Source organism: Pseudomonas sp. Sample_14 (assembly GCF_004307515.1).
GTDB classification, from domain to species: Bacteria; Pseudomonadota; Gammaproteobacteria; order Pseudomonadales; family Pseudomonadaceae; genus Aquipseudomonas; species Aquipseudomonas atacamensis.
Genome location: NZ_RCOC01000076.1, coordinates 63,075 through 78,480, shown reverse-complemented (window position 1 = coordinate 78,480; position 15,406 = coordinate 63,075). Strand labels below are relative to the sequence as shown.

The 15,406-nt window shown below is 59.2% G+C and carries 9 protein-coding genes and 2 tRNA genes (1 of these 11 running past the window's edge); 7 read left to right on the top strand and 4 right to left on the bottom strand.

Annotated features, from left to right (window positions below; translation table 11 throughout):
* Positions 1-76: transfer RNA gene (locus D8U61_RS27720), tRNA-Leu, on the bottom strand; it reaches 76 nt to the left of the window's first position.
* Positions 77-256: 180 nt separating this feature from the next.
* Positions 257-343, bottom strand: a tRNA-Leu gene (locus D8U61_RS18445).
* Positions 344-568: 225 nt separating this feature from the next.
* Here D8U61_RS18445 and rnr point away from each other — a divergent pair.
* The 7 genes from rnr (at position 569) to dnaB (ending at position 7,860) form a co-directional block, all read left to right on the top strand.
* Positions 569-3,199: a ribonuclease R gene (rnr, locus tag D8U61_RS18440; RefSeq protein ID WP_122610363.1), complete on the top strand. Its 2,631-nt coding sequence runs from the start codon at positions 569-571 to the stop codon at positions 3,197-3,199.
* Positions 3,196-3,960, top strand: coding sequence for a 23S rRNA (guanosine(2251)-2'-O)-methyltransferase RlmB (gene rlmB, locus D8U61_RS18435; protein ID WP_024011372.1), 765 nt, complete (start codon positions 3,196-3,198; stop codon positions 3,958-3,960). The genes rnr and rlmB overlap by 4 nt, the downstream gene beginning before the upstream one ends.
* A gap of 305 nt (positions 3,961-4,265) precedes the next feature.
* Positions 4,266-4,688 carry a 30S ribosomal protein S6 gene (gene rpsF, locus D8U61_RS18430; protein ID WP_016771938.1) on the top strand — a complete coding sequence of 141 codons (423 nt, stop codon included), beginning with the start codon at positions 4,266-4,268 and terminating at the stop codon, positions 4,686-4,688.
* Positions 4,689-4,717: 29 nt separating this feature from the next.
* Complete coding sequence (rpsR, locus tag D8U61_RS18425; protein ID WP_002551829.1) at positions 4,718-4,948, top strand: 30S ribosomal protein S18; 231 nt, start codon at positions 4,718-4,720, stop codon at positions 4,946-4,948.
* A 36-nt stretch (positions 4,949-4,984) separates the two neighbouring features.
* Positions 4,985-5,878 (top strand): hypothetical protein, encoded by an 894-nt coding sequence (locus D8U61_RS18420; RefSeq protein ID WP_016771937.1) that lies wholly within the window; start codon positions 4,985-4,987, stop codon positions 5,876-5,878.
* Between the two features lie 18 nt (positions 5,879-5,896).
* Positions 5,897-6,343: a 50S ribosomal protein L9 gene (gene rplI, locus D8U61_RS18415; RefSeq protein ID WP_003221136.1), complete on the top strand. Its 447-nt coding sequence runs from the start codon at positions 5,897-5,899 to the stop codon at positions 6,341-6,343.
* A gap of 119 nt (positions 6,344-6,462) precedes the next feature.
* On the top strand, positions 6,463-7,860 hold the full coding sequence (gene dnaB / locus D8U61_RS18410) for a replicative DNA helicase (RefSeq protein WP_016771936.1): 1,398 nt from the start codon (positions 6,463-6,465) through the stop codon (positions 7,858-7,860).
* Between the two features lie 38 nt (positions 7,861-7,898).
* On the opposite strand, the gene D8U61_RS18405 is transcribed toward dnaB, so the two are convergent.
* Complete coding sequence (locus tag D8U61_RS18405) at positions 7,899-12,332, bottom strand: NEL-type E3 ubiquitin ligase domain-containing protein (RefSeq protein ID WP_241663636.1); 4,434 nt, start codon at positions 12,330-12,332, stop codon at positions 7,899-7,901.
* A 272-nt stretch (positions 12,333-12,604) separates the two neighbouring features.
* Positions 12,605-15,244: a hypothetical protein gene (locus D8U61_RS18400; protein ID WP_130927432.1), complete on the bottom strand. Its 2,640-nt coding sequence runs from the start codon at positions 15,242-15,244 to the stop codon at positions 12,605-12,607.
* Between the last annotated feature and the right edge of the window lie 162 nt (positions 15,245-15,406).

Below are 15,406 nucleotides of genomic sequence, written 5' to 3'. Positions count from 1 at the left end.
AGAAGACTCGAACTTCCACGACCGTAAGGTCACCAGCACCTGAAGCTGGCGTGTCTACCAATTTCACCATCTGGGCAATCATCGCAAGCGTTGCCGCTGTTGATGTGGCGCACTATACGGAGGCCTTTTTGATCTGTAAACCCCTGATTTGGTTTTAATAAATCAGTGTGAGCAAAAGCTTTCCCGCAAATGAAAAAAACCCGCTTTCGCGGGTTTTGTGTGAGTGTTGAAACTGATCTAGTCTCAAACTCGAAATTGGTGCCCAGGAGAAGACTCGAACTTCCACGACCGTAAGGTCACCAGCACCTGAAGCTGGCGTGTCTACCAATTTCACCACCTGGGCATCATCGAAAGCGCTTGTGCGTCGTCGATGGCGCGCACTATACGGAGCGTCTTTTTAACTGTAAACCCCTGCCGCAGAAAAAACTGAATTTTTTTACCAGCGGCGTTCAAAACGGTGTCGGAGCGTCGATACAAGGCCTTGCACAGCCTTATAGAAGCGGAAATTTCCCGTTTCCCGGCGCCTATGCCAAACTAACCCGCATATAGACAAGGTGAAAACTCTCTAATGGCCGATTGGCAGTCCCTCGATCCCGAGGCCGCTCGTGAAGCGGAAAAATACGAAAACCCTATTCCCAGCCGCGAACTGATCCTGGCGCACCTCGCCGATCGGGGTTCGCCTGCTGCCCGCGAACAACTGGTCGAAGAGTTTGGTCTGACCACAGAAGACCAGATCGAGGCCCTGCGCCGCCGCTTGCGCGCTATGGAGCGCGACGCTCAACTGATCTACACCCGCCGTGGCACTTACGCGCCGGTCGACAAGCTCGACCTGATCCTTGGCCGCATCAGTGGTCACCGTGACGGTTTCGGCTTCCTCGTGCCGGACGACGGCAGCGACGACCTGTTCATGAGCCCGGCGCAAATGCGTCTGGTGTTCGATGGTGACCGTGCGCTGGCCCGGGTTTCCGGGCTCGACCGTCGTGGTCGCCGTGAAGGCGTGATCGTCGAGGTGGTGTCCCGCGCTCATGAAACCATCGTCGGTCGCTACTTCGAAGAAGGCGGCATCGGTTTCGTGGTTGCCGACAACCCGAAGATCCAGCAGGAAGTGCTGGTGACGCCGGGCCGCAACGCCAACGCGCAGATCGGTCAGTTCGTCGAAGTGAAAATCACCCACTGGCCAACGCCGCGCTTCCAGCCGCAAGGCGATGTGGTCGAAGTGGTCGGCAACTACATGGCGCCGGGCATGGAAATCGATGTTGCCCTGCGCACTTACGACATTCCGCACGTCTGGCCTGAAGCGGTTGTGAAAGAAGCTGCCAAGCTCAAGCCGGAAGTTGAAGAAAAAGACAAAGAAAAGCGCATCGACCTGCGTCATCTGCCGTTCGTCACCATTGACGGCGAAGATGCCCGCGACTTCGATGACGCGGTCTACTGCGAAGCCAAACCGGGCAAGCTGCGCCTGTTCTCCGGTGGCTGGAAGTTGTACGTGGCGATTGCCGACGTTTCCAGCTACGTGAAGATCGGCTCGGCGCTGGACAACGAAGCTCAGGTTCGCGGCAACTCGGTGTACTTCCCCGAGCGCGTGATTCCGATGCTGCCGGAGCAACTGTCCAACGGCCTGTGCTCGCTGAATCCTCAGGTTGATCGTCTGGCCATGGTTTGCGAGATGACCATCTCCAAGTCCGGCGAAATGACCGACTACTGCTTCTATGAGGCGGTGATCCATTCCCACGCCCGTCTGACCTACAACAAGGTCAGCGCGATGCTGGAAACGCCGAAGGCTACCGAAGCGCGCAAATTGCGTGGCGAGTACACCGACGTCGTGCCGCACCTCAAGCAGCTCTACGCGTTGTACAAGGTATTGCTGGCCGCCCGTCACGTACGTGGCGCGATCGATTTTGAAACCCAGGAAACCAGGATCATCTTCGGCTCCGAGCGCAAGATTGCCGAAATTCGTCCGACCGTGCGTAACGATGCGCACAAACTGATCGAGGAGTGCATGCTGGCCGCCAACGTGGCCACTGCCGAATTCCTCAAGAAGCACGAAATTCCTGCGCTGTATCGTGTTCACGCCGGTCCGCCGCCAGAGCGTCTGGAAAAACTGCGCGCGTTCCTCGGTGAGCTCGGCCTGTCCCTGCACAAAGGCAAGGACGGTCCGTCGCCGAAGGATTATCAGGCTTTGCTCGCGAGCATCAAGGATCGTCCGGATTTCCACCTGATCCAGACCGTCATGCTGCGTTCGTTGAGTCAAGCGGTGTACAGCGCTGAAAACGATGGCCACTTCGGCCTGAATTACGAAGCCTATACCCACTTCACCTCGCCGATCCGTCGCTACCCGGACCTACTGACGCACCGTGCGATCCGCAGTGTGATCCATTCGAAACAGGACACCCCGCACGTCCGTCGTGCCGGTGCGATGACCATTCCGAAAGCGCGCATCTATCCGTACGACGAAGCGGCGCTGGAGCAGCTCGGCGAGCAGTGCTCGATGAGTGAGCGCCGTGCCGACGAGGCGACCCGCGACGTGGTGAACTGGCTCAAGTGCGAGTTCATGAAGGATCGCGTGGGCGAGTCGTTCCCGGGCGTGATCACCGCAGTGACCGGTTTTGGTCTGTTCGTCGAGCTGACCGATATCTACGTCGAAGGCCTGGTGCATGTCACCGCGCTGCCGGGCGATTACTACCACTTCGATCCTGTGCACCACCGCTTGGCGGGCGAACGCACCGGTCGCAGTTTCCGTCTTGGCGACACCGTTGAAGTACGCGTCATGCGCGTCGACCTAGACGAGCGCAAGATTGACTTCGAGATGGCGGAGAAAACCATCAGCGCGCCGATCGGTCGCAAGAAACGTGGCACCGAAACCGCTGCGCCTGCTGCCAAGGCTGCGGAAGAAAAGGCTCCAGCGAAAACCGCCAGCCGTCGTCCGGCCAAGGAAAAGGTCGCCGAAGCCTATCGCCCGAGCGACGCCGTGGCGAAAAACGCTGAACTGCGCAAAAGCCGTGAATTGAAGAAGGCCTTGCTGGCCGATGCGAAAAACGGTGGTAAAGCGGCGTCCGGGGGAAAGACCGGACGGTCGGCGCCTGACAGGGCGACCGACGGCAAACCAGCCAAGCCGAGCAAACACCGTAAGGGCCCGCCAAAAGCGGGTTCCGCTCCAGCCAAAAGTGGCGGGGCGCGTAAACCGAAGGCGAAGTCATGAGTCAGTTGGAAAAAATCTACGGCGTTCACGCGGTAGAAGCGTTGCTGCGTCACCACCCCAAACGCGTCAAGCAGATCTGGCTGGCGGAAAGCCGCAACGATCCGCGCGTGCAGACGCTGGTCGAGCTGGCCAATGAAAACCGTGTTCAGGTCGGCCAGGCCGAGCGTCGCGAAATGGACGCCTGGGTTGAAGGCGTGCACCAGGGCGTGGTCGCGGAAGTCAGCCCGAGTCAGGTCTGGGGCGAAGCGATGCTCGACGAGTTGCTTGATCGCACCGAAGGCGCGCCGCTGTTGCTGGTGCTCGACGGTGTGACCGATCCGCACAACCTCGGCGCCTGCCTGCGCTCGGCCGATGCGGCCGGCGCGCTGGCAGTGATCGTGCCGAAGGACAAGTCGGCCACGCTGACTCCGGTGGTGCGTAAAGTCGCCTGCGGCGCCGCGGAAGTGATTCCGCTGGTGGCCGTGACCAACCTGGCGCGCACTCTGGAAAAACTCCAGCAACGCGGTTTGTGGGTAGTCGGCACTGCAGGTGAAGCCGAGGTCAGCATTTATGACCAGGACCTCACCGGCCCGACCATCCTGATCATGGGCGCCGAAGGCAAAGGCATGCGCCGCCTGACCCGCGAGCATTGCGACTATCTGGTGAATCTGCCGATGGCCGGCAGCGTCAGCAGCCTCAACGTGTCGGTCGCCACCGGCGTGTGCCTGTTCGAAGCCCAGCGCCAGCGCGGTGCGAAGGCCAAGGCTGCCGCGAAGAAATAAGCTTCACGCAATCAACTGTGGGAGCGAGCCTGCTCGCGAAGAGGAGTGTCAGTCGACGTCATTGTTGCCTGACAGGCCGCATTCGCGAGCAGTCTCGCTCCCACATTCGTTTACGGTGTCTGGAAGATCGGTGGTTGTTCAAATAATCACCAATTGCCTTGCGCCCCCGCAGTCCCTTCTCTACAATTGCGCCCCTTGCTGTGACGGCAGGCACGCATGTGCCCCGCGCCAGCAAGTCCATAAGTGTCATTCACTCCTTGTCTGACCGTTTTTGAGCGGCAGGCTACAACCCGTAAGGAGCATTCATGCGTCATTACGAAATCATCTTTCTGGTCCACCCGGATCAGAGCGAGCAAGTCGGCGGCATGGTTGAGCGTTACACCAAGCTGATCGAAGAAGACGGCGGCAAAATCCACCGTCTGGAAGACTGGGGCCGTCGTCAACTGGCCTACGCAATCAACAATGTTCACAAGGCTCACTACGTGATGCTGAACGTTGAGTGCACTGGCAAGGCCCTGGCCGAGCTGGAAGACAACTTCCGCTACAACGATGCAGTGATCCGTAACCTGGTCATCCGTCGCGACGAAGCCGTTACCGGCCAGTCCGAGATGCTCAAGGCTGAAGAAAACCGCAGTGAGCGCCGTGAGCGTCGCGACCGTCCTGAGCACGAAGGCGCCGAAGGCACCGACAGTGATGACAGCGACAACAGCGATAACGCTGACGAGTAATCCACGGACCTTATTAAGGAGCCTATCAAATGGCACGTTTCTTCCGTCGTCGTAAATTCTGCCGCTTCACCGCTGAAGACGTGAAAGAGATCGATTACAAAGATCTCAACACTCTGAAAGCCTACGTATCCGAGACCGGCAAAATCGTTCCAAGCCGCATCACCGGTACCAAAGCTCGTTATCAGCGTCAGCTGGCCACCGCTATCAAGCGCGCCCGCTTCCTGGCCCTGCTGGCCTACACCGACAGCCACGGCCGCTGAGACCGGGCAGTCGACAAGTAGCAAAGGATTGAATGCATGCGCGCCTTAGCTGAGTTCATCATGCGAGGCCGAATGCAGGCCACTCTCGTGGTGGCCGGATGTGCAACATTGCCGTTGTTGTATTGGTTGGGTGCTGCCGCCGGGAGCCTTGTGCTGCTGCGGCGCGGATTGACGGACGCCCTTGGCGTTCTGTCACTGGGACTGCTGCCGGCATTGATCTGGTGGCTGTATGCCGACGACCCACGGGCACTTCTGGTGCTGCTGGGGTCTTCGGGGCTTGCGTTGGTTTTGCGCGCAAGCGAATCCTGGGTCCGCACGCTGCTGGTCAGCGTAGTGATCGGAGTGGTGTTTTCAGTGGTGCTCGGGGTCGCGTTTGCGGCCCAGATCGAGATGCTTGCACAGGCCCTTATAAAGGTCATGCCGGCACTTCTTGGTGAGACCTACAAGCAATTGTCGGTCGATGAGCAAGCGCGTTTCGCGTCCCTGATTGCACCAGTCCTGACCGGACTGATTGCGGCCTTGTTGCAGATCGTCAGCGTGCTGAGCCTGATTGTTGGGCGGCATTGGCAGGCGTTGTTGTACAACCCGGGTGGTTTCGGTCGCGAGTTTCGCGCCATCCGCATCCCGCTGGGGCCGGCGATGTTACTGCTGGCGTTGATGCTTCTGGGCCCGAATCTCGGTGCACAGATGGCCATGTTGACGCCGTTGTGCAGTGTACCGCTGGTGTTCGCCGGGCTGGCCCTGATTCACGGGCTGGTCGGGCAGAAGCGACTGGCCGGTTTCTGGCTGGTGGGGTTGTACGTCACGCTGCTGTTGTTCATGCAGCTGATCTATCCGTTGCTCGTGGTTCTGGCCATTGTCGACAGCCTGATTGATTTTCGCGGTCGTCACGTGTCGAAAGACACCGACAGCGCGAACGGTGAAGGTTAAAAGTTAGAGGATTTTCACATGCAACTGATCCTTCTGGAAAAAATCGCCAACCTGGGCAACCTGGGCGACAAAGTAAACGTTAAGGCCGGTTACGGCCGTAACTACCTGCTGCCTTTCGGCAAGGCTACCGCTGCGACCGCTGCCAACCTGGCTGCGTTCGAAGAGCGTCGCGCCGAGCTGGAAAAAGCCGCCGCAGACCGTAAGGCATCGGCTGAAAGCCGTGCTGCCCAACTGGCCGAGCTGGAAGTGACCATCACTGCCACCGCTGGCGACGAAGGCAAGCTGTTCGGTTCGATCGGTACTCACGACATCGCTGACGCACTGACCGCTTCCGGCGTTGAAGTGCAGAAGAGCGAAGTTCGTCTGCCGAACGGCACCATCCGCAACGTGGGTGAATTCGACGTGGCCGTGCACCTGCACGCCGAAGTTGAAGCCACCGTACGCGTTGTCGTGGTAGCAGCTTAAGCAACACGGATCGGCTGGCGGCTTGTCCGTCAGACGGTTAACATCGGGCACGATCCTGTTTACAGGTCGTGCCCTTTGTCTTTCTGAATTCCCTGCTTTTCACTAATACTCAAGTGGCCATGAACGATATCTCCGCTCCCGAGCAATACGATCTGCAAACCGCTGCCCTGAAGGTGCCGCCGCATTCCATCGAGGCTGAACAGGCCGTACTCGGTGGTCTGATGCTGGACAACAACGCCTGGGAACGCGTGCTTGATCAAGTCTCCGATGGCGATTTCTATCGACATGACCACCGTCTGATTTTCCGCGCGATCGCCAAACTGGCCGATCAGAACTCGCCGATCGACGTCGTGACCCTTGCCGAACAACTGGATAAGGAAGGTCAGACGTCGCAAGTCGGCGGCCTCGGCTATCTTGGCGAACTGGCGAAAAACACCCCGTCCGTCGCCAACATCAAGGCCTATGCGCAGATCGTCCGCCAGCGTGCGACGTTGCGCCAATTGATCGGCATCAGCACCGAGATTGCCGACAGCGCCTTCAACCCGGAAGGTCGCACCGCTGAAGAAATCCTCGACGAAGCCGAACGGCAGATCTTCCAGATCGCCGAAGCGCGGCCGAAGACCGGCGGCCCGGTCGGCGTCAATGAGCTGCTGACCAAGGCCATCGACCGCATCGACACGTTGTTCAACACCGCCGACGCGATCACCGGTCTGTCTACGGGTTACACCGACCTCGATGAGAAGACCAGCGGCTTGCAGCCGTCCGACCTGATCATTGTCGCCGGCCGACCGTCGATGGGTAAGACCACCTTCGCGATGAACCTGGTGGAAAACGCCGTGTTGCGCAGCGAGAAGGCTGTCCTGGTTTACTCCCTCGAGATGCCAGGCGAATCGCTGATCATGCGTATGCTGTCTTCGCTCGGCCGAATCGATCAGACCAAAGTGCGTTCCGGCCAACTCGAAGACGACGACTGGCCGCGCCTGACGTCGGCGGTCAATCTGCTCAACGACCGCAAACTGTTCATCGATGACACCGCCGGCATCAGCCCGTCGGAAATGCGCGCGCGCACTCGTCGTCTGGTGCGTGAGCACGGCGATGTCGGCCTGATCATGATCGACTACCTGCAACTGATGCAGATTCCCGGGTCCAGCGGTGACAACCGCACCAACGAGATTTCCGAGATCTCGCGATCCCTGAAAGCCCTGGCCAAGGAATTCAACTGTCCGGTAGTGGCGCTGTCGCAGCTCAACCGTTCCCTTGAACAGCGCCCGAACAAACGCCCGGTGAACTCCGACTTGCGGGAATCCGGAGCGATCGAGCAGGACGCCGACGTGATCATGTTCGTTTACCGCGACGAGGTGTATCACCCGGAAACCGAGCACAAGGGCATCGCCGAAATCATCATCGGCAAGCAGCGTAACGGCCCGATCGGTTTCATTCGGCTGGCGTTCATCGGTAAATACACGCGCTTCGAAAACCTCGCACCAGGCAGTTACAACTTCGACGACGACGAATGACAGCAGGCCGGATCATCCGGCTGCTGTCTTGGCCTGCTTCAATCGGCCGAAACTGCCGTCTCGCTGCTGGCAGGCTTTTCAACTGCCTCACCGGGGCGAATTTCCTCGCGCGTCAGTGACTGGATCAGCGTCGCTTCGATAATGGCCAACTGTGCAGTGACGTCATTGGTTTGCGCGTCGTATTCGGCCTGGGTCAGTACTTTTTTCGCGAATTGCTCGTCCAGTGCCGCCTGTCTCTGTTGATAAGGCTGACGTGCGGCGTCGAACCGGGACGGATATTTGTGCGTGATGAAGTCCTGCCAGAATTCCATCGACACCAGAGCCTGAAACTCTTCGGGAGAGCCGTCCAAGGCGATGACTTTACGGTAGGCGACTTCCAGCATGGGCGGTGTGACGCCGGCCATGCCGATAAAGGACAGGGTCTGCGGCTGAAACGGCAACTGCAGCCGATCCTTGAGGCCAAAGCGGTAGGCCATGGTCATTTCATGCGGGTCGCTCAGGCGCAGGCGCTGGGTATTGCGCTCACGCGCTGGAGCCTGTGGATCGTTGGCGATTGTCCTGCTCGCAGCGATATCTGCTGCGGCCAGTTCATCGACCTGCCTTAGCCTGAACAGACTTCTGGACAGGTCCACCAGGCGAGTGCCATCCCCGTCTTGCCTTGCCTGCACTCTGGCCGTATGCGTCATGGTCAGCACTTGCAGGTCAGTAAACGTGGCGGCGGCAAGGTCAGTGCAGCCGGCTTCGCAGGCGCGATCGAAAACATCTCTGCGCAGAGCGCGTGATTGCACGTTGTTCTCGCTGATGGCATCGACCACGTCCCAGACCTGCCGACGGAAATCGGCGTGGTGGCCGAGTCTGGAAATGATGTTGAAAAAGCCATCCGAGCCGTCCTGTGCTTTCAGTCTGTCCAGCTGCGCGGTGCGTTTCGTCGCCTCGGTTGCCGTCATACCGATGGTCAACTGCGGATAGGCCGACGCAGCGTTCATTAGCGCCGGCTGCGGGCGGGCTGCCGGGGCAGAAGTGGTCAGCAGGTTCAGAGGATTGTAAAGCGATGTTGCGGAGTGGCGCAGCCGCTCACTGTAGCCGGCCAGGCGTTCTCGAGTGTATTCGTTCAGGGGGTTATCGCTTATCTGAGTGCCGCTGTTGACCTGAATCGAATGCCTCAGGCGATCCGCTGCCGGTGCGACGACAAAGCTGGGCAGGTTCGTGATCCGGTTGTTGTTCAGAAGTATCCTGCCCAACAGGGGCTGATCGAACAGTCCGGCTGGCCAGCTTCCGATGCCGGTGTTTGACATGTCGACTTCGCGGATATCAGTGATCGCGCTGAAATCCGGGCTCACGTTCAAGTGCGGGTTGTCGTGTATCCACAAGGCCCTCAAGGTCGTTCTTCCGGCCAGTATCTGCGCTGTCTCGGCGGTGAGTTCGAGTTGATTCCCCTGCAGGAACAGACGGGTCATCCCGTGCATTTCGCCGATGGCCGGCGGGAGATCCCTGAGACGATTGTTGGCCATGTTCAGCCAGCGCAAATGGCGGAAGCGGGTCAGAAAACCTTCCGGGGATTCGGTGAGATTCATGTTGTTGAGTTTGAGCGAGCCGACATGGCTGAAATCGGTGTTCAGATCCGGCAGGGTCGGCAACGTGAGGCCGCTCAAATCCAGCTCCAGACCTATCGGCGTGCCGTCGAAGGCGTGTTTCTGCGGCGTTTCACGTCGCCAGCAACTGATGATCCGATCCCGTGCCTCGATGCGCTCATTGCGGGTTTGGGTGTTGATCTGCAACTGATTGACGCGGATATAGCGCAGAGGATTGCTGCCTCCTGAAAAAACCCAGTTATCCAGCTGGTTTTTCAACACGGCGAAATCCTGCTCGAGCTCCAACAGCCTGGTCGCGACAGTGGCCTTGTCATGGTTCCAGATAAACTCCCGGCATTCCTTGATGCTTTTGCTCGGAAACAGTTTTCGGTAGCGCTGCGCGCGCGAGTTCTCACTGTCGAATACAGCGGGGTGGGCCGGAGTCATCAACTGCGGATGCAGTTCGTTGAGTTTTCGCCAGTAGCGATCGAACTTCCTCCAGTAAGGCGAAGGGAAGTCATTGCCTTCAAGCAGCGTGTGGTTGTTGATCCGCGCGACCACAGCCAATTGATCGGCTGGCGGGTTGATGTGTGCGTCGGGGACTTCGCGCAGTTTATTGTTGCTGAGGTCGAGGCCGGTCAAGGTGATCTTGTCAGCCAGGCCGATGGGCCACTCACTGATGCCGGTGTTCTTCAGGCCCAGTGTCTGCAGCCCGGACATCGCACTGAAATCGGGCAGCATCTGGAGTGGGTTGTTCGACAGGTCGATGCTGACCAACTGATGCAATGCACTCAATGCACCAGCGCTGTTCTCATCGAGTTTTATCTGGTTTGAGGTCAGATTCAGGTGGGTGAGCCGGCTCATCGCGCTGATCTCTGCGGGCAATTTTTCCAGACCGCAATGGCTGATCGTCAAGTTCTCCAGATTCGGCAACCGCGACAGGAACGTGTCGGCAGTGTCGGACCAGACGACGCTATCAAGAGTGAGCAACGTCAACCGACTGAAGTCGGCAGTCAGTGGCGGTAGCGGTCCTTTCAGTGGTGGCAGCGCAAGGTGCGGCGATTGCTGGAGCCAGCAGTCCTTGATGATCCGGGCAATGTGTTCTGCCCGAGCCTTTTCCCGGCCGGCCACGCTGGATGTTCCCGGCTGGCTGTCGGCGACGTAGGCCAGCAGTTGCGCATCGAGCGCCTTGAACTCTGCGAAACGCTGGCTGATCGTGGCTTCTGCACTGTCCCCCAGGCCAATCAGGTATTCCCGGGCGGTTTGTGGCGTTTTGTCCGGATACATCTGCAGCAGCATGGCGACTTCAGGGATGTCGCCATCAATCCGGAATGCACCTGTGCGTGCGCTGGTGATCAGTGCCGGATATTCCGCCGTAACCCGCTGCCAGTAGACTTCCAGCCGCCGCCAATAGCCGCTGGCAAAGGGGTTGCCTTCGATCAGGGTGATGCGGTTGATGTTGGCTATGGCGAGCAATTGATCACTCGCCGGGCTGATGACTGTCTGCGGAATTTCACGCAATCGGTTATTGCGCAGATCGAGCGACTCCATCGCCAATTGATGCTGCAATCCGGTTGGCCAGTCATCCAGTTGTGCATTGCGCAGACCCACGGACTTGAGCTCAGGCATGCCGCTGAAATCCGGGGCCTTGCCCAGCGGGTTGTCCGACAGGTCGAGTTTTTCCAGTTGGCTGAGCGAAGCCAGCTCGCTGGCGGTCTGGTCGCTCAGTTCAATGTGGTTCGCTCGCAGGTCCAACTCCTTGAGGGCTGGCATCTGCGCAAGGTTCGCCGGCGGCCTGGCGAGCGCCGAGGCATTGATTTTCAGACGCTCCAGGGCAGTGAACCCCTTGAGGAAGTTTTCGCCCCCCTCCGACCAGGCGACCGCCTGCAATTGCAGCGTGCGTACATGGCTGAAATCTGCGGACAGCGGAACAATGCCTGCGTCGCCAAGATCCAGTTGCAACGTTGTTCCTGTCTGACGTTTCCAGCAGCGCTTGATCTCTTGCGCGGCGCGCTCCACCGAGGGATTGGTCGCCCCGCCGGCCAGCTCACTGGTTTTCAACCAGGTCGCCAGCTCCAGCTTCAGGGTCTTGTATTCATTCTCGAGGCGCGTCAAAAAGCTTGGTACATCGTCACCCTGGGTGCGCAGCAGCGTGCGGATTTGCTCGCTGTCCAGAGACGGGTAGAGTTTTCGCAGTCGCGACTGGGGCGTTCGCAGTCGATTGACCGCGGCATTGAGCCGCTCGCGCAGCCCCGGTGAGGCAGGTTGGTCGGCACTGCCGCGCTGCATCCCGCCGGCCCCGCCGACCACGATGCCCTGCCAGCCCTGATCGGCATCGAATACGACAGGCTCTGATCTGCCCGGGCGCGTAGCGCTGTAGATGTTGTCGACGTCAGCGGCGACAGGATCTTCAGGGCGGACGATGCGCATCACCTCGGCCAGAGGCGTCGAAGCATCGTGATCGTGCAGGACCTGATAGCTGTGATTGTCGATCACTGCGTAGAGTTTGCCGTCATGGCGGTACAGCCCATCGCTGTCGCGTGAGCTATGGCTGAAGTCGAGCGGCGTGCGAAACGCTTGCAGGCGTGTCACCGATAAAGCGAAGGTGCTCGGCGGCGAGAACTCCAGCGCATGCCACCTGCCACTCTCCGGATCGTGCAGCATCAGCGGTCCGGAGGGCTTCGATTCGCTCGCCAGCCCGGCGCGCCAGAGGCCGCTCGGCGAATCCTTGCTCACCTGCACGAAACCGCCGTCGGCCATTTCCACGTAGTGACGACCCTTGAATGTCCTCAGGCCTTCGGCGTCGGCGTCAGGCAAGCCGGTTGCGACAGCGAGGCGGTAATGCTCGACGGGGTGGCCTGTGTTGACCACGGTTTGCAGCGCTGATGCAGCCGCATGCACTGTGACATTCGGCGCCGGGATTATCGCATCAGGATCGTTGCTGTCCGTGCGCCGGTTCGCGCGGATTGGCGGGCCGCTCAACGCGGTTGGGTCAAGACTGGGGCGCGGCGTGAGGAGTGGGCGCTGCGGGATGGCATCGGCGGATGTATCCGGTCGAAGATGAAAATTACCGGGGGGACTAACTGGGTGCGGCGTTTTGCTGCGCATGTCTTACGTTCCTTGTAGTGATTGAGCGGTCGCGTCCGCAACGGACGCTGCCGGCCGGTTCGGCGTCATGCCTGATGATGTGTCTCGGGATGGAAAGAGGTGGCGGCGAGGTCGAAAATTTTCTGTGCTGCGTGGCCATCGAGGGCGGCGCGCCAGATAGGTTTGTGTGGCCGCTGCGCCCGTTCTTCCCGGCGCTGCGAACGCACACCCATGCGGCTTTGCTCAAGGGTTTTCAGGTGCCCGCCGGAAACATTGAAGTTGAGATCGGGCGTATCCGGTTTCGCGTAATGAAAGTGCGCGTGCCAGAGGGGGTCGTAGGTATGCGCATCCGTCAGTAGATAGACGTCGATAAAGTCTCGATTCTGCCCCTTGCCGCGTTTCAACCGGGTCTCGATTTTCTGCGCACGTACTTCGCCCTTGTCGATCAGATACAACAATCGGTCGGGGCTCAGAAAATGTATGTCCTTGTAGATCCGGACACGAATGTTTTCGCCCTCGCTGCGCAGGCGTTCACTGGTGTCCTGCAGGCGTTGGATCAGCGCATCTGTTTCGCCATCGGTGGGCTCCTGTCGCCGAAGCTGGAGTGCGATCTCATCCATTGCCCCGGCCTTGCGCTCAAGCATCTCGACAATGTTGTCCGGATGGTTTTTGCGCGACTCTTCGCGCCGGGCTTCGCGCACATGTGCGTCGGTTTGCTCAAGGTGCTGATTGGCTCTGAGAGTCAGGTCGGGCAGGGTTGTGTCCTGCGTTGCGCGGACGGGGTGCCACTCACCAGCTCTTTGTTCATAGGTCTGCACTGGCTGTTGCGGGTCGTGCAGACTGCGTACATCGATGACTTCTTCGTTGTGCGCGGTACGTCGGGACTCGCCGACATGGATCTTGTAAATACCGTGTTTCTTTGCCTTGAAAATGCGCTTGGGTGGCGGTTGGAAACCGGATCTGTCCTGCTCCGGAACATACTCGAAATCAATGGCCTGATCGTTGATCGGCAGCGCCGGGAGATCAGGCTGGCGTTGATATTGGAACAGGCGATGAGTCAGCGTCTCTTCGAATATTTTCAGCTCGGCGGTGATAGCCGTGCGTGACGTTGCGTGCTGCTCATCGGGTGTCAGATCAAGGCGCTCGTACCAGTAGCGAAGGGCTGTGCATTCCTGGAGCAGATCACGCAATATCGCAGGGTGCGAAGTCTCCGGAATTTTACCCAGCGCTCCATACACGAAAGTTACCTGACCAAATCTGGTCGCCAGTTCGGAGGCCTGAGGGTAGTTTCCGTCTGATTGATGGTCGTCCAGCATCAGGCTTTTGGCCAATACCCACGAAGCCACGACGTCGTGAGTGTCCATTGGTGTCAGAGCGTATGCACTGAATTCGTCCGGCGCGACCCGCAATGTGTTCACCAGATTGTCGGCAATGTGCTGGCGCTCTCGCATATGGCCGAGAATTTTCCCCAGGACGTTGACTGTTCGTGGGAGCCTGTCGATGTCGATCAATGGACCTCCCAGCGCATGGCGGGTCAAGCCGCATTCGACCAATTGATCGTAGAAGCTCATTTGGATCTTGTGCATCGCAATCATTTTTTTGTCGTAGTCTTCCTTCTTTATGAAGTGCCGGACCGCGGGTTTTTGCTGCTTATGGAATTTTATTGCTTTTGCAAGGGACCTCAGCGCCTGGTGGCTGTGTAATTCACGATCAAGCAGCGCCATCGTTTCGCGCTTGACTGCATCTGAGCGCTCGCCCCCCGCTTCCCTGATGCTGCGCCACACCTCCTTCAGGTGTTCACTTTTAGCGGTGTCCTGCTCGATTCGCTTGTTGAAGTGGCCAAGTCTGATTCCGACTTCCACCCGCTGCCATAGCTCTGAGGGCGCCACTCCTGTCCCTCTCTGCATCCCGGCTGCCCCCGTTACACTGGTCCCTCGCCAGCCGTAGCGAGCGTCGAAAATGATCGGTTCCGACCTGCCTGGACGGGATGCGACGTAAACATTAGTGGCATCGCTGGCGATGGGATCGTCGGGGCGAACGATGCGCATGACCGCCCTCTGCGGCGCTGATGCATCAAGATCATGCAAGACCTGATAGGCCTGATTCTCGATCTGCACATAGAGTTTGCCGTTGAAGCGCAACAGGCCATCGCCGCCCGGCTCGGTCGTGCTGAAATCCAGATCGGTGCGAAACGCCTCGAGCCGGCTCTGGGATAGCGGGTAGGTCGATGGCGCCCAAGTATCGACGGGTTGCCAGAGACGGCTCTCGGCATCGAACTGCAACAGCGGACCGGACGGGTGCAATTCGCTGGGCAATTTCGCCCGGTAAAGACCGCTGGCGGGGTCCAGACCGACCTGCACGGTGCCACCCTCAGGCACTTGGACATACTGACGTCCCTTAAGCGTCGAAATGCCTTCGGCATTGGCTGACGGCAACACGACTAGCGAAGTGATCCAGTAATCTCCCAAGGGCCGCTGATGCACAACTGCAGCCGATTCGGCGGCCGCTGTCGTGCTGACCGTTGCCCGCGCAGGCACGGAGGTAATGCGGTTGAGTCCGTGATCGATCGATGTCGATACCGTTGTCGGAGTCGGGCGTGTGGGAATTCTGTGCCCCGGTCCGCCATCGAAAAGCGCCGTGAAACCAGGCCGGGTGATCGAATAATCGGGTCGCGGATTATGAACCGAGACGGTCGTGATGCCTCTGGTTGGCGGTTTGGGTGCCATTGCCTGTCTTCCTTTTCGTTTAATGCCCCGCTGCTCTTGGGAGTGCGACGGGCGGGCGGCTTCCTTGCCGTTTCGTGCGTCGTGCGTTCAACAAAAACGCGTAATGTGTGGCGGGTTGGCGGCGCGAGAGCAGCGCACAGAGAAACCGACCACCGTCGTCGG

Bases quoted from the DNA above. Each gene is read 5' to 3' on its own strand.
- rpsF (WP_016771938.1), top strand. From the start codon at position 4,266: ATGCGTCATTACGAAATCATCTTTCTGGTCCACCCGGATCAGAGCGAG.
- rplI (WP_003221136.1), top strand. From the start codon at position 5,897: ATGCAACTGATCCTTCTGGAAAAAATCGCCAACCTGGGCAACCTGGGC.
- D8U61_RS18420 (WP_016771937.1), top strand. From the start codon at position 4,985: ATGCGCGCCTTAGCTGAGTTCATCATGCGAGGCCGAATGCAGGCCACT.
- rlmB (WP_024011372.1), top strand. From the start codon at position 3,196: ATGAGTCAGTTGGAAAAAATCTACGGCGTTCACGCGGTAGAAGCGTTG.
- rpsR (WP_002551829.1), top strand. From the start codon at position 4,718: ATGGCACGTTTCTTCCGTCGTCGTAAATTCTGCCGCTTCACCGCTGAA.
- D8U61_RS18400 (WP_130927432.1), bottom strand. From the start codon at position 15,244: ATGGCACCCAAACCGCCAACCAGAGGCATCACGACCGTCTCGGTTCAT.
- rnr (WP_122610363.1), top strand. From the start codon at position 569: ATGGCCGATTGGCAGTCCCTCGATCCCGAGGCCGCTCGTGAAGCGGAA.
- dnaB (WP_016771936.1), top strand. From the start codon at position 6,463: ATGAACGATATCTCCGCTCCCGAGCAATACGATCTGCAAACCGCTGCC.